Raw genomic sequence first — 14,774 nt, forward strand, 5'->3', positions numbered from 1 at the left:
ATGGAATGGTTTGTTCCCCAAGACAGGCGAATGATTCTACATATGTTGTCAGCTGTGGGGCTTTTAATGATCGTCGTTGTCCACACGAGCTTTGGAAATGATAAATATGCCAGTGAAATACAGGCTGCAGCAGGCGGTACTGCCGAAACTGTATTTTTGTGGGCAACCATATTCAGCGGTCTGTTTTTCAGTAATTATTTTATCCGTTTTATACCGGTCCTCATACCGTACAGAGATAAAATTTCAGCAGTTATTAAACTCACCCACGAGCGTTGCCTGTTATTTCATTACGCCATGCCGGCTGGTATGGTCATATTGGTCTTTCATATCCTCTTGATTCCCGGGCAGGGGTTGACCCGATTTAAAACTTGCATGGTGACAATTGCCTGCAGTGCATTGTCATTTTTCCTGTACCATAAAATGATTTTACCCAGAATAATGCAAAAACATCCCTGGACTGTGGCCAAAGTAATACAGGAATCAAATTCTGTTGTGTCATTGCATTTTGACCCACCTAACGGTAGAAAATTTAATCACCATGCCGGACAGTTTTGTTATCTCCGCCTTTTGAATAGCGAGCTGTCTGACCAATCCCATCCATTTACCATTTCATCCAGGCCTGAGGACGAACGGATCTGCGTAACCGTCAAGCAGTTAGGAGATTTTACAACCAGGTTAAATAAAGTCACTGCCAAAGATCTTGTCTGCATTGATGGTGCATATGGAAAATTTACATATACCCGGGTGCCTTCCCATCACTGCCTTGTCTTTATTGCGGGTGGCATCGGCATCACCCCCATGCTCTCTATGCTGAAGAATCTTTCGATTAAAGATCCCAAACGCAAAGTAATACTGATATGGGGTGCCAGACGTGAAACAGATCTGATTCGTCTTAACGAAATCCGAAAATTATCTCATCAGATGGATAATTTTATTTTTGAACCGGTTCTCTCACGTGCACCGCAGTGGAAGGGAGCAAAAGGTCATATCGACAAAACAATTCTGTTAAACGTACTGAATGACCATAGGTGTAATATGGAACTTCCCAATCCTTTTTCTGAATATGATTTTTTTATTTGCGGCCCTCCACAAATGGCAAATGCTGTATTACAAATATTAAAAGAGAATAAAATCTCTAATCATCGGCTTCATATTGAACGGTTTGCATTCTGATAATGGAATTCAAACCATAATAATTCAGGTTGTTAAACCTGGCGGACATGGTTTCAATAAAAAAGTTTTAATATATATCAGTGCGGATTATTGCGTAATAAACGAACCGTAAAGGTAGTTATCCAATGATAAAAATTGTTGAGGTTGGCCCCAGGGATGGCCTGCAGAATGAAAATGCAACGATACCCACAGAGACCAAGATCGCCTTTGTGGATGCTTTGTCTGAATCAGGTGTGAGCGAAATTGAAGTCAGTGCATTTGTCTCCCCGAACATGGTGCCCCAGCTTAAGGATGCAGCAACCGTATTCCAAAACATAAGACGAAAAAAAGGTGTTGTTTATTCAGCCCTTGTGCCCAATGAAAAAGGAATGGAGAACTCTGTAGCAGCAGGCGTGGATAAAATATCAGTTTTCACAGCGGCCAGTGAAACGTTCAACATGAAAAATATTAATGCAACTGTGGCCGATTCCCTTAGGCGTTTTAAGCCTGTGCTTAAGCAGGCAAAGACGCTCCGTATGCCTGTACGGGGCTATATATCAACTGCTTTTTGGTGTGCGTTTGAGGGTAAAATTGCCCCCGCTACTGTTGTCGAGCTGGCAAAACAGATGATCGAAATGGGAATAGACGAATTGTCTATTTCAGATACCATCGGCAAAGCAACCCCGGACGAAGTGGGATCACTTATGGATGCGATTTTGCCCTGTGTACCGGTGGAACGCCTTGCTGTTCATTTCCACGACACCTATGGAAGAGGGATTGCCAATGTTCTTAAATCGGTCTCCTACGGCATACAGGTAGTCGATGCAAGTGTGGGGGGACTTGGCGGGTGCCCCTTTGCACCCGGTGCTACTGGCAATGTGGCAACTGAAGCTGTTGTGAAAGCCTTGACCGGTGCAGGTGAAGAAGTAACCGTAAACATTGAAAAACTTATTCACGCCTATGGAATCATAGCGTCTTATCTGCCAACAAAACAGCATCGTCGACCGGCGCCTGATTCTCTGGCATGCGCCACCTGTCCATTTTTTGATGGTAACAAGTGTTGTGGTAAATACGGTTGACGCCGGAAACTGAAAGAAATCAAGGATCAACCCTTGATTATTCCCCTTAATAATTTTAAACAAAGAAAATGCTGGCGGATGAACCGCAGATTTTCATGTTCGGTATGAGGTGATTTATGTCATATTTAAAAAAGTGCATAGGTTTTATTATTGTTTCAGTACCTCTTATTGCCTCCTTTATTGCTATATATGCATTTGTTATGGTTCCTCGAGTTCCTTACTTAGTGTATTTAGAGGATCTCACATGTAAAGATGCAAACGATCCTAAAGGCGATGATGAGTTAACCATTTCTACTTTGGGTTTTCATGCCGATGGCTCTACAGGTGAAAGGAGATTAAATCTTCCATCAAAACCCTGTGGCGCTATTACAAGCCCACCGAATTGGCACATTTGGTCAGACAAACTAAATCTATTCAGCTCAAGCTCATTCATTTTTCTTGTTTTTGAAAATGATGGTGAATCTGATGGTGAAGAAATTGCAAAAATAAGGGTTGCAGCAAAAATAAATTTATTTGGGAAATTGTCCGTCACGGCGAAAGGGCTTCCTATTCATCATGATAAGACTCATCACAAGCGTGCGAAAATTGGCGAAACTGAAATCAATATTACGGAAGATGGTTTAAAATTCACCTCCAAAGGCAAATGGAGTGATGGATCACATTATTACCACGGCAGCATAAAATGGCAATCTGAATTATAAATACCGAACAAATAAAGGATTAGTAACCGTGCCGAGGCACGAGGCTCGGTACTAATCCTATGGTTCAAGAAGCCGCGGATCAATAGGGGGAAAGGTTAACGATTTGCTGGATGTGTTTATGACAAGATGTGATTAAAATATCAAAAGATGGCCTTTATCCTGATGTAAAAATCAAAATTCAGGTCGTTTTCAGCCCTTAAAACCCAGGTCAAAAATTAAAATACCGTCAATTTGGCGTACGGATACTGAAGCATGTCGATAGTCATTTATCAGGCTGTTTTTAAAGTCGAGCAACACCGGGTAGTCAGTTTTGTGAAGTTATCCGGGCCTGCCTCTTGGTTCCGGCTTTGCAAAGAAAATAAATTTCAAATCATGCCCGCAATGGCTGCATTTAATACCCGGTATTTCAAGTTCCGGGATTTTAATAAAAAGAGCAATAATGTCATGGATGAATGAGATGAGTTCACGGATTTTTTCTATGGACAATGCGCTGTTGGGATTGAGAAATCCATAATGTCTAATTTTCATAAACCCTTTGGGAAGAACATGCTGCAAGAATCGTCGGATAAACTCCATGGCATCCCCCCTGTGTCAGGATAGATGTCGCCTCAATTAAAAATTAAATTTGGGGCATTGAAAAGACTGGACAGCCGAAGAACGTATTTCAGCAATAATTAAAACAGGTTCCATGACTGCTGACGAACGCACTGCCTGGTGCCGCAAAAATGGTATTTTTATCCATAATCTGGACCAGTGGAAAAAAGATGCCATATCAGCAATAATTCCGAAGGCGAATAAAGAACAAATTGAAGAACACAAAAATCTTAAAAAAGAAATCGCTGCTCTAAAAAAAGACCTGTCCCGTAAAGATAAAGCGCTGGCAGAAACAGCAGCCTTGCTGGTTCTTAAAAAAAAAGCCCAGGAAATCTGGGGGGGAGTCAGAGGACGATTGATCAGTCAAGAAGACAAAAAAACTGTGCTGAAATTGATTTCAGAGGCCTGTAAATCCGGGGCACGAAAAAGCAAGGCAGCCCAATTATTGGGACTGACCATTCGAACCCTTCAGCGGTGGAACAAAAATGGCCTATTGGACAGCCGAAAAGGCTCCCGAGCCGCCCCTGGCAATAAATTGCCTGATGATGAAAAGACCCGGATAGCCAATGTATTAGAGTCGCCTGAATTTGCTGAGTCCAATCCAAATCAGATCGTACCAAGACTTGCTGACCAGGGAATTTATCTGGGTTCTGAATCAACCATGTACAGAATTCTTAGGGACTTAAAAATGAATAAACACCGTCAATCCAGTCTTCCCGCAAAAAGGCACAGTCCTGATCCATTGATTTCAAATGCCCCGAACCAGTCGTGGAGCTGGGACATAACGTATTTGCCGTCAACAGTAAGGGGCAGGTTCTTTTACCTATATATGGTGATGGATTTATACAGCCGAAAAGCCGTGGCATGTCAAGTTTATGAATATGAATCCGGTGATTTGGCAGCTGAACTTATAACGGATGCCTGCAATCAAGAAAAAATTTCAGAAGAACAAGTCACCTTGCATTCTGATAATGGATCTCCCATGAAATCTGCCACCATGCTGGTAAAGCTTCAGGATTTGGGAGTTATTCCCTCATTCAGCAGACCCAGTATCAGCAATGATAATCCATACTCAGAGTCATTGTTCAGGACATTAAAATATCGACCGGAATATCCGGACAAACCATTTGAAAATCTATTTGATGCCAGAGAATGGGCAAATCGTTTTATTCATTGGTATAATAAGGAGCATCTGCATAGCGGCATTAATTATGTCACTCCGGAAGATCGACACAACGGCAGGGATATACAAATCCTTAAAAATCGTCATCATGTGTATCAGAAGGCTAAAACGAAACATCCTGAAAGATGGTCAAAAAAAACAAGGAACTGGAAACCCGTTACAGAGGTTGTTTTAAAAAGATTTAAGAAGGTAAAACAATCCACTGATACGGCAAAGAGGGCTGCATAGATGTCAGAAATGGGTATAGCATTAGCAAAAATCCCTCATGGGCGAGAATGGATCCTCAAATTATCCGTCGGAGGTCATGAGGGGATTTTGCGGGAATATTAACAAAGTGTTTTAGAAAAAGGCGACATCTTGCTTGACATCCACCGCAGTGAAAGACAAATGAAAACTTCATCAGAAAAAAGGGGCAGATTTATTTTTGAAATTTTGCAACAATCAAAATGAAGCGGTAGGTGTGTTAGCCCCATAGTAATATTAATTTTTTAAACGGTGAATAATTTGACGAAAAAGAAAAAAAATTTATTTCAGATGGATTTAATAAAAAATAAGTACCATATTTTTAATCCAGAAAATGCTAAGAAAAAAGAATATTATCCAAGAGAATTATTACAAATGATTGAGGAGTTACCCAATTTTGAGAAGGAGTTTAATATAGAGGTTGGGGAAATATATACCGTCCGAGCATTTTTTGCTATCTCGAAGCCAATCAACAATGAAGTTGGGTATCAAAGCGGATTTTTAGATGTAAAATTAATTATGAATGAAAGTGAAAATTTTATTGGCGAGGTTATTACAGAACTTCCTCCAATGTTTGTACTAAAAAAAGGATCAAAAATTAAACTTAAAAAGAGAGACCTTTTATACAAACCGAATTATAAATAAACAAAGCTGGCCTATCCGAGCCGCCCGGGTGACAGGTGATCCCCCCCCCACAAAACTGGAAACAAGGCTTAGTTTTTTTTAAAGGTCTTAAAATCGGGATAGGACTCCCCATCACTGAGGAGCCCTCCCACACCACCCGGCATACGGATCACGTACCAAGGCGGTTCGGCTGATCAGGCAGGTCAGTTCCCAGGAAGGAATAAACCCCCGATCAAGGAAATATTTATTCGGCATAGCAATGATCACCCACTTTATCCTGCTCATACGCCACATCTTCTTTCGGGCATTTCCGCATAAGAAAGCATTTTTACGGGATATCCCGAGTTTAAGCAGGTTGCGGACTCTCGTTCTGGGATTCTTCCACTGTGTCCAGAGAAGGCATCTCAATCGTCTGAGTATCCACCCGTTCAAGGATCTGAATTTAGCCCGGCCTTGAGTAAGACCGTAATAGTTCCACCATCCTTTCAGGTACAAGTTCAGATTGTAGATTACCTGTGACAGGCTTTTGCCGCTGCTACGGTGTGTCAACTCCCGGACTCTTTCTTTGAAACGGCTAATCGCTTTCTTGTGAATCCGGATTTTGGGCTGACCATCCATTTTGAAAAAGGAGAACCCTAAAAATTTGCTCCGCCAAGCATTTCCAACTGAGCTTTTCTCCTCGTTCACCTTGAGCTTTAATTTTAAAGTTATGAACCGTTTAATACTTTCCATAACCCGCTGTGCGGCTTTCTTGCTTTTAAGGTATATGACAAAATCATCTGCATACCTGACAAACCGCAGCCCTCTTCTCTCCAGCTCCTTATCCAGTTCATCAAGAACGATGTTGGAAAGCAGCGGAGAAAGTGGGCCACCCTGGGGAGTGCCCTCGGTGGAAAACACCACCAGGCCGTTGATCATTGTTCCGGCTGTCAGGTATTTACGGATTAACTTTAGAACCCGTTTATCCTTGATCCTGGTAGCCAGTCTGCTCATCAAACGGTCGTGGTTCACCCTGTCAAAGAACTTTGACAGATCCATGTCAACGGTATATCCATACCCTGAAGCCAGATGATGCCTGGCCCTGAAGATTGCTTTATGCTGGGACTTTCCAGGCCTGAATCCAAAACTTGAATTAGAAAAGGAAGGGTCCTGATCAACGACAAATATTTTTTTCCTTCAACGACAATTAAAATTCCCGTTTCTCATTCCTTTATAACCTGCTGATTTTATATTTTTTTTCATTATTGACTTGATATTTTTTGTAACATTGATAATATCCCTCACGCCGGTCTGGAGGATAGGGCAACTGCTGGGAAGCAACCCGAGCGCCGTGACTGGTGACGAAGACATGGGGGGCAGTATGCTGTCCAATGTATTCTGCCCTTCCCCCCATGTTTTTGTCCTTCATGCGTTAAATCCCCGCGCCTTAGCGCGGAACAAATACCCCGTAGGGCCGCCGGAGGCATATTGTTTTTCTTCATTTTTCTGCTTGATACTTGAAACCCGCTTTAATCAATATATCCTCCACGCATACCATCTCCTTTTTAAATAAAAAAACCCGAAAGCCTTGCCATTCAAAGATTATAGATAACCGTACAACGCTTTACAAAAAAAATATGTGATTTTCGCATAAAAAAATGGCCGTTTATTATTCATCTGTTTTTAAACAGGATTATTATAAAAACCGGTTCTGCCATGTGTTAGGCCATGTCGTGATAATATACGCCCAATAGTTCTCACAGAAGGTATTGGCTGGATATTCTCATTCTCCATTTCCTCCCTTATAACCCTGGCGCCACAGTGCAGGCCTCTATTGTATAAAGGCAGCCGTATCATTTTGACAATTTCTACGAGTTCTTCCCTGGTATATGCTGTTTCCATATCGTGTTCGAACATTATCTTGCCTCCTTTTTGGCCTGCTCCATGCGATAGCTCTCAACATTCAATTCAAAGATAATGCTGTGATGAACAAGCCTGTCGATAGCCGCAGCCGTCGTCATCGGATCTTTAAAAATCTGTTCCCACTTGGAAAAGGGAAGATTGCTGGTGATCATCAGACTGCCTTGCTCATACCGGTCTGCCAGGAAGGTGAACAGCACCTCCATCTCTTCCCGGCTCTGCTGGACATATCCGATATCATCGATAATCACGGCATCAAACCTGGAGAGGCTTTTGAGCTTTTTTGTCAACTCAAGCTCCCTTTTGGCGATCAGCAGCTCCTGAACAAGCTGGCTGCATGAGATGAAAAGGACCTGCTTTCCTTTTGCAATCAATTCATGGCCAATGGCACACAACAGATGGGTTTTCCCGCTTCCCGGATTCCCAAAGGCCAAAATATTTTCAGATCGGCTTAAAAAAGAGCCGTCGATCAGTACATTCAAATGATTAGCGACCTTTATGGGAAGGCGTTTTTTATCAAAATTTTCAAAGGTCTTTGACGGTGGCAGCTTGGATGCCCTCAGGTTCCGTGCTATCCGGTTTTGCCACCGCACTTCACATTCAAGATTCAGCAGCTGTAAAAGATACTGTTCATACCCCCATGACTCCGCCCGGGCCTGATCTGCCATTTCTTCATAGCTGCGGCGCATGGTCGGCATGTGGAGACTCTTGAGATGGTTCATGATCTGGTCATGATCACTCATCATGCTGCCACCTCCTTGAGAAGTTTGTCATAAAGGGTTAAATCAACTGCCGGAATATGGATATCATCTGGTCCGGCAACAGGGGCATTGGATTCCATAAGGCGCTGAACAGCATCTTTGCTGATTTCATGGCTTTCGTTTATTAAAACCGTCAAAGCACTGTCTACAGCCACTTCACTGTCTTTTGCGGCAAGGTATAGAATCTTCAAATATCTTGAGGCAGCGCTTTGAACAGTATAGCGTTCTTTTAAATAGTCATAGGCAATCCGGAAACGGCTGGTGGGAAACATGGCATCACGATAGCGGTAGTTTTCAAACGCCCTCGGCTTTTTGACCAGGCTGTCAATGATATGCCGGTAATTGATTTTGTGCTTCCCCTCACCCCGTAACCGTGGCAAGGTGTCGATCTTTTTCTGTCCGTACCAGATTTCCAGACATTCCATGTAAAGACGAACCTGTATTTTTTCTCCTATGAGCCTGCTGTTCACTGAGTAGACATTGTGATTGACTCGTATGGTACTGCTGGGACCGACTTTTAAATCCAGTTTTTTACATGAGTCGATCCGGCGTTTGGGGAGCCGATGCAGGAGTTCCACTTCTTCTGCAAGGCGGCCTTTTCGGCCGGCATTCAGTTGCCCAAACAACCTGGACAGAAAACTCTCATACTCTTCCCGGTCTTTAAAATCCCGGTGACCTCTCAATAACAGGGCTTGTTCAACGGCTTTTTTGAACCGGTAATTGCGCTGCTCCACATCACCATTTTCATTGGGGCTGGACGGGTTCGTTTTAGAAGGAGTCAGACCGTAATGGTCGACAAGATCCTGATATCTGCGGGTGAACTCTTCCGGGTGGGTCTCCTTGTTGACAGCGGCAGCCAAGCGATCTGTGCGGTGATGATACGGTACACCGCCCAATTCCCATAAAGCATTTTGCAGGCCCTGGCTCAGGCTTTCAAAACTCTCGGAGAAACATATGGTACCGGTTTCCCAGTTGGAATAGGTTAAAACAAAATGATAAATCATGTGATCAAAAGGAACGCCGGATATGGTGATGCCCAGCTCATCCATATGGGTGAAGTCAGACTGGCATAATTCGCCCGGCTTATGAATTTGAGCGAAGAAAATTTCTTTACCCGGTCCTTCTGTTGCCCTCCAATGTTTTATCCTCCGTTGCAAGGTCCTCAACTGCCCATCGGCAAATCGGCTTGGCTGGTTTCTTTGAAGATCCTCAAAAATGGTTTTGGCTTCCAACCCCGGATTTATTGATAACATTCCTTTGATACCATCCCATACGTCTTCAAACGGGTCCTTACGTGTTCTCCAGTTATGCTCCTGTTTAAGTTCGCTTGGCAATTTGCCCATTTTACGGTACTTTCGAGCCGTTTTTTCATCCATACCTGCTTTCATTGCTGCTATCCCGAAATTTTTTTCAGTTTGAATCAACTTGAATAACCTCCTCACTTGCTGGTCCGTTACCATCCAAATCTCTCCTTTCATAAGATTTGGCGGCTTTTACCATTTTTTTGATTTATATTTCAGGAATTTTAATTGTCGTTCGGCGGGTATTATATATGACGTTGATCAGGGTCCCATATCTCTTGCAGAACCTGACCTATTGCCTGTTGGATCAGACGATCCAGAACAGTGGGAATACCAAGCAGTCTTACGCCTCCCCCTGGTTTTGGAATTTCTTTCCTCCTGACCGGGGATGGCTTGTACCTGCCGTTTAACAGATCTTCCCTGATTTTAGGCCAGTGGCGTTTAAGGTATCCCGGCAGTTGCTCAAGAGTCATCTTGTCGATACCGGGTGCCCCTTTGTTACCACGGACCCGTGCTAATGCTTTAAACATATTTCCCCTCTCAAGGATCATTTCCATGAGCCTGGGACTTTTTGCCAGATGTTCGGTAAACAGATACGCTACAGTTATTTCAGGCGGCTGCTGCATTATAACCATAAGTAATATGCTCCTAATAATCGTTTTCATTTACCCAAACCATCTGATCCGGGCACCGTTCGGGCCTTTACCGGGGTGAGTCCTCCGTGTTGTTCACGGCTCGTTTCCACCGGCTAATATGCCCTCTGCTGACTTCTCCCATGCGGTCAGGACAGGTTACCCTGCCCTCAGCCATAAGGCACATGAGAGATCTCCCGGGGTAAGCACATGTCTTTCGGTACGTGAGTGCCGGGTTTACGGACACACCCTATAATGGATAGAGGACTTCGTCTTGTTGTGCAGACTCGTCCCGGTGTGGACGCCTTGTGCCCGATTTCTGTGCGTCACTCCGTACCTTTGCGGTACCCTGCCTCGGCAGGGCGGCTTCCTTCCGAAACACCGTCGCCGGTACCCCGTTGCCATACCGCTATACCCTTCGCCTCCACCTGGCTGGATTTGGGACTTGCCTTGACTTCCAAATACGGAAATCATAGGCTCACCCTTAAGAACATGTGCCGTGCCCAGCACACACAAAAAAAAATACTACGGACTACGCCGCATATTTTCATGTTCGTCTCCAAACACAATGCATAAAGCAATTTTTTATTGCATAATGCTACAATGTATGATATTATTGTCGCATTTAAAGTGACATTAAAGGAGGCAACTATAATGGCAACCGCAGTAAGAATAACCGACGATTTAGTCCGAGACGCTAAGATATATAGTCAAATTGATAAACGCTCTTTAACTGGCCAAATTGAACATTGGGCACGAATTGGTAAATGTTCTGAAGAAAATCCTGATTTAACATATAGCCTGGTAAAGGATATCCTTGTTGGTCTTGCAGAACTGGAACAAGGTGAATTATCAGAGTATAAATTTGGATAATTGCCAATGAAAATCTTACAGTCCCGTTCATTTGAGCGAAAAGTAAAAAAATTCAGCAAAAAAGATAAAGTAATCCTTGACGAACAAATTCAAATAATTGTCGAAAAACCTTCTATTGGTGAAGAAAACAAAGGCGATCTTCGCGGAGTACACGTTCATAAATTTAAAATAAAAACTATCCTATATTTGCTTTCATATCGTTTTATGGGCGATAATTTAGAATTAATAATGATTGGCCCACATCAAAATTACTATAGAGATTTAAAAAACTACCTAAACAAAAGCTAAAAGGCGAACCAGCGAGTGAACCGGACAGCAAGGGTCTCATCCTTTTTAAAAGTTGGAAAACTTTTAAATGATGTGCTTTCAATCAACTGTATTGGAAACCCTTGCTGCCCGTTACCCAAGCGTTAGTTGCCCTACACACGAGGAATCACTGTGATTTTTAGAGAAATTGATTTTCACATTGAAAGATATGAAAAAATTGAAAACGGACTCAATAAAAAAAACTTAACTGCTATGCATGCACAAAAAAGACAAAAAAAGTTTTCGTATCACATGATGGTTACTGCATGGCCTATGTATATTTTTTTTGCGGGGATGTGTTTTTTCTCTTGACCCGTCCTTTAATGGACGGCCCAAAGCACCGGCGAATCTCGATTTTGCCTTAAGTTAATGACATTTAAAAAGAAGCTCCTATCCTAATAGTTTAGTGGACGTCCTCGGGATATCACTATCTTATTACAGAGTCTGGTTTCTCAAAGTACCACTGCCACATGAGGCCAAAACCCATCCCGAAGGCATCATCAAAAGGTTTCTGAAAATCCTCATATTTAACCTCGCAGAAGGCATATAGTTGTTTCCAAATATTGACTCCGAGCATGCTTTGTCCTGAAACGCTGTCATGGCGGTATTCATTCAATGGGTTATCAAAGTCTATATCACACCATGTACTGGAAAAGCAGTTTACCCGCCCGATACTAAATGGAATTTTCAGGTGAGGAGAAATCATCCACCAGTTATGTCCTTGCCGACCATCCGTGCGAGCCAGAAAGATGGTCATATCAAAAGTAGCATGGATTCTATTAAGAAACTTGCTTATACCCCCAAAAGTTCTGGTACCTCGCCAACGGAAACCAAAATAACAACGATCATCCGTAAAGGTATTTATATTATATTCCATGGCCACATCAAACATATGCAGGAAAATGTTATCTTCGGCAATACCGAATGTGTTCAAAGGCTTGAATAGGTCGAAACTTCCGCAATGGTTTTTCAGATTGGTTTCATCGTGACCATGGTCACCCGTAAAATCAACAAACCCATAAAGCTCCAAGTCAAATGGCAAATCGTTGGTTTCAAATTCAGGCGTCAATGTGATGTATTCTCTTTTTGTGTCATATTGATACGAAATGTTAGACCACCAAAACTGTTTCGCTTGATCCTCAGCGCACCCAATCCCTATACTAACAAAATGCTCAAAAACGATAATGGCCAGAAACCATACAAGATACTTACTCATTTAGATTACCTCCGTGATCCCTCTATTGTGCTTAACGATTCGATGTGGATGCCACGCCCAGCGTGGCGTACTTTGTGATGGAAACCTCCACCTCACATACTGGGTGCGGGTGCCAAAAATCTTGAGGTGTGATATTTTCCACTATGTCTCTATTTGTTGGCCATCCATCATTTACTTTCATCTTTCTCTTCTTTGCGTCCCATAATTGACGGTTAATTCTAAAACAAGCCCGAAAGGAGCGCTGTTAACAGTCGATTCAAATACGGCACAGCAAGATGCATGCCATAAAATTTTTGCTGTTAATTCAAGTGGGTCAAAAAATAATTGATAATTTTTATCATATGTGATAAAAATTTTTGTCATATATGATAATTTTTCCATTTTATATCACATGCGACAGATGCCAGGGAGAGAGTTGTGACCATTAATGACAAGGAGTTCTTCCACAAAGCGTCCAAACTAATCTGCGGTAACTTGGACGCAAAAAACATGCTGACAGACATCCGCAAGTATCTTGAAAATTTCATGCCCGCTCAAACCCTGGATTTAAATACATACGAGCCGGAAAACCGGATACTTAGCAATATCGCTTCTGCAAGTTTCTATTCTGAAACGCCATCGTATTATCCAGTCAAGTTGTCCAAAGAAGCCGCACTATTCGTTGAAAAAGGTCATTATGGCCCGGTGGTTAGCATGATTAACCGATCAGAAATGCAGCCAGTGGCAAAACAGTTTGAATTGAAAGCAAAACAATCCCCCCTTTGCTTTTTGCTACTACACCTGAAAGTAGCCGGTAAAAGGCTTGGTGAACTTGTGATTTCAGCGCGGGGACAAGACTTGTTTAGCAAAGAACACGCTCATTTGCTGGAACTCCTACACGATCCTTTTGCCATTGCCATTGCAAACATCTTAAAGCACCAGGAAGTCCTGCGCCTGCAAAAGAAGCTATCCGATGACTACCGCTATCTGGCCAGCGAGTTGCGCCAGATTTCAGGGACAGAAATTATTGGTGAAGAGTATGGACTAAAACCCATCATGGAAATGGTTCGACAAGTGGCCCCATTGAATAGCCATGTGTTGCTCTTGGGGGAAACCGGCGTGGGAAAAGAGGTTATTGCCAACGCAATTCACTATTCTTCGCTACGGCACAGCGGTCCATTTATAAAGGTCAATTGTGGAGCATTACCCGAGAACCTGGTTGACAGTGAACTCTTCGGTCATGAAAAGGGGGCTTACACTGGTGCCGGAACAGCCCGTCGAGGCCGATTTGAGAGGGCTCATGGTGGCACGATTTTTCTCGATGAAATTGGTGATCTTCCCCTTTCTGCACAAACACGGCTTTTACGCGTAATGCAGGACAAAACCATCGAACGGGTGGGAGGCAGGGACCCAATCAAGGTGGATATTCGCATCATCTCCGCCACACACAGGGACCTGCAACAGATGGTCCTTGAAAAATCCTTTAGAGAAGATTTGTGGTTCCGGCTCAACGTGTTTCCAATAACGATCCCGCCGTTGCGACATCGAAAAGCTGATATCCCTGATCTGGTTAAGCACTTCGTCCAAAAGAAATGCCAAGAGATTAGAATTCCAGTCCATCCGACGATCTCGTCGATTCAAATAAAAAAGCTAATAGAACATGATTGGCCCGGGAATGTTAGGGAGTTGGAAAATTCAGTTGAGAGGGCTCTTATACACGCCTTAGCCGGCACTCCTAATGGAGGACTAATTTTTGATGGTATAGGCAGGCCGCATCGGCAATCCCATCCTCTATGCCCCAGTCTCGAACAAGACGTGTTAACCCTGGATGAGGTGATGTGGAATCATATCGAAAATGTTCTCTTGTTGTGTAACAACAGAATCAATGGCCCAAATGGAGCTGCCTGCCGTTTGGGTGTAAACCCCAGTACACTCAGGCACCGCATGCGTAAACTTGGCATCACGTTTGGAAAAAGAAAAGAAGTAACTGGAAATTAGATTGGTGCTGTTCAGGAACAAAGTGATCATTGTCAAAATTTCTGATGTGTATTCAAGACCTCAATAATAGATCACGAAAGCACAAATTAGAGTGGGTCATCAAGATTCAACCTAAGATATATTCTTCAAAAATTATGGTAATTAAGAAGGCCGGAGCAGTGGAATGTTTTCATATTCAAGGTCTTGAGCCATTTTTATACAAACCTGATCTTGGTTTTAATAAATTATTATCG

General features: G+C 42.9%; 16 protein-coding genes and 1 pseudogene. 8 read left to right on the plus strand and 9 right to left on the minus strand.

Annotated elements, in window-relative coordinates:
• From TOL2_RS14055 to TOL2_RS14065, 3 genes are all read left to right on the plus strand, one after another.
• On the plus strand, positions 1 to 1,173 hold the full coding sequence (locus TOL2_RS14055) for a ferredoxin reductase family protein (RefSeq protein ID WP_041279533.1): 1,173 nt from the start codon (positions 1 to 3) through the stop codon (positions 1,171 to 1,173).
• 125 nt (positions 1,174 to 1,298) lie between these two features.
• Positions 1,299 to 2,231, plus strand: a complete 933-nt coding sequence (locus tag TOL2_RS14060) for a hydroxymethylglutaryl-CoA lyase (protein WP_014958079.1) — start codon at positions 1,299 to 1,301, stop codon at positions 2,229 to 2,231.
• A gap of 116 nt (positions 2,232 to 2,347) precedes the next feature.
• On the plus strand, positions 2,348 to 2,932 hold the full coding sequence (locus TOL2_RS14065; protein ID WP_014958080.1) for a hypothetical protein: 585 nt from the start codon (positions 2,348 to 2,350) through the stop codon (positions 2,930 to 2,932).
• Between the two features lie 318 nt (positions 2,933 to 3,250).
• On the opposite strand, the pseudogene TOL2_RS14070 reads toward TOL2_RS14065, so the two are convergent.
• Positions 3,251 to 3,514 (minus strand): annotated as a pseudogene (locus TOL2_RS14070) (transposase); the annotation flags it as partial.
• 106 nt (positions 3,515 to 3,620) lie between these two features.
• Here TOL2_RS14070 and TOL2_RS14075 point away from each other — a divergent pair.
• The gene (locus TOL2_RS14075) at positions 3,621 to 4,937 is read left to right on the plus strand and encodes an IS3 family transposase (protein ID WP_083863663.1); all 1,317 of its coding nucleotides are present in this window, start codon (positions 3,621 to 3,623) and stop codon (positions 4,935 to 4,937) included.
• Positions 4,938 to 5,213: 276 nt separating this feature from the next.
• Entirely contained in the window at positions 5,214 to 5,597 is a 384-nt protein-coding gene (locus TOL2_RS14080) for a hypothetical protein (RefSeq protein ID WP_041279534.1), read from the plus strand.
• Positions 5,598 to 5,708: 111 nt separating this feature from the next.
• Here the strand turns inward: TOL2_RS14080 and TOL2_RS14085 are convergent, their stop codons facing one another.
• The 6 genes from TOL2_RS14085 to TOL2_RS14110 form a co-directional block, all read right to left on the minus strand.
• Positions 5,709 to 6,743, minus strand: a complete 1,035-nt coding sequence (locus TOL2_RS14085; protein ID WP_332370623.1) for a group II intron reverse transcriptase/maturase — start codon at positions 6,741 to 6,743, stop codon at positions 5,709 to 5,711.
• Between the two features lie 43 nt (positions 6,744 to 6,786).
• The gene (locus TOL2_RS25530) at positions 6,787 to 6,984 is read right to left on the minus strand and encodes a hypothetical protein (protein WP_041279360.1); all 198 of its coding nucleotides are present in this window, start codon (positions 6,982 to 6,984) and stop codon (positions 6,787 to 6,789) included.
• Positions 6,985 to 7,238: 254 nt separating this feature from the next.
• Positions 7,239 to 7,472 (minus strand): hypothetical protein, encoded by a 234-nt coding sequence (locus TOL2_RS14095; RefSeq protein WP_041279535.1) that lies wholly within the window; start codon positions 7,470 to 7,472, stop codon positions 7,239 to 7,241.
• Positions 7,472 to 8,221, minus strand: a complete 750-nt coding sequence (istB, locus tag TOL2_RS14100) for an IS21-like element helper ATPase IstB (RefSeq protein WP_014956934.1) — start codon at positions 8,219 to 8,221, stop codon at positions 7,472 to 7,474. The genes TOL2_RS14095 and istB overlap by 1 nt, the downstream gene beginning before the upstream one ends.
• On the minus strand, positions 8,218 to 9,657 hold the full coding sequence (gene istA / locus TOL2_RS14105) for an IS21 family transposase (protein ID WP_083863884.1): 1,440 nt from the start codon (positions 9,655 to 9,657) through the stop codon (positions 8,218 to 8,220). Before istA ends, istB begins: the two co-directional genes overlap by 4 nt.
• 125 nt (positions 9,658 to 9,782) lie before the next feature.
• A complete protein-coding gene (locus TOL2_RS14110) occupies positions 9,783 to 10,172 on the minus strand; it encodes a reverse transcriptase family protein (RefSeq protein ID WP_014958084.1) in 390 nt (129 codons plus the stop codon).
• A gap of 651 nt (positions 10,173 to 10,823) precedes the next feature.
• On the opposite strand from TOL2_RS14110, the gene TOL2_RS14115 reads away from it, so the two are divergent.
• Positions 10,824 to 11,042: a TA system antitoxin ParD family protein gene (locus tag TOL2_RS14115; protein ID WP_041279536.1), complete on the plus strand. Its 219-nt coding sequence runs from the start codon at positions 10,824 to 10,826 to the stop codon at positions 11,040 to 11,042.
• A 6-nt stretch (positions 11,043 to 11,048) separates the two neighbouring features.
• A complete protein-coding gene (locus TOL2_RS14120) occupies positions 11,049 to 11,330 on the plus strand; it encodes a type II toxin-antitoxin system RelE/ParE family toxin (RefSeq protein ID WP_014958085.1) in 282 nt (93 codons plus the stop codon).
• A 445-nt stretch (positions 11,331 to 11,775) separates the two neighbouring features.
• Here TOL2_RS14120 and TOL2_RS14130 read toward each other — a convergent pair whose 3' ends face one another.
• On the minus strand, positions 11,776 to 12,564 hold the full coding sequence (locus tag TOL2_RS14130; RefSeq protein ID WP_014958086.1) for a hypothetical protein: 789 nt from the start codon (positions 12,562 to 12,564) through the stop codon (positions 11,776 to 11,778).
• Positions 12,565 to 12,741: 177 nt separating this feature from the next.
• A complete protein-coding gene (locus TOL2_RS14135; RefSeq protein ID WP_014958087.1) occupies positions 12,742 to 12,945 on the minus strand; it encodes a hypothetical protein in 204 nt (67 codons plus the stop codon).
• Positions 12,946 to 12,981: 36 nt separating this feature from the next.
• Here TOL2_RS14135 and TOL2_RS14140 point away from each other — a divergent pair, with 36 nt between their 5' ends.
• On the plus strand, positions 12,982 to 14,541 hold the full coding sequence (locus tag TOL2_RS14140; RefSeq protein WP_014958088.1) for a sigma-54 interaction domain-containing protein: 1,560 nt from the start codon (positions 12,982 to 12,984) through the stop codon (positions 14,539 to 14,541).
• The last annotated feature ends 233 nt before the right edge of the window (positions 14,542 to 14,774 follow it).

The sequence above is a fragment of the Desulfobacula toluolica Tol2 genome (genome assembly GCF_000307105.1).
Lineage (GTDB): Bacteria > Desulfobacterota > Desulfobacteria > Desulfobacterales > Desulfobacteraceae > Desulfobacula > Desulfobacula toluolica.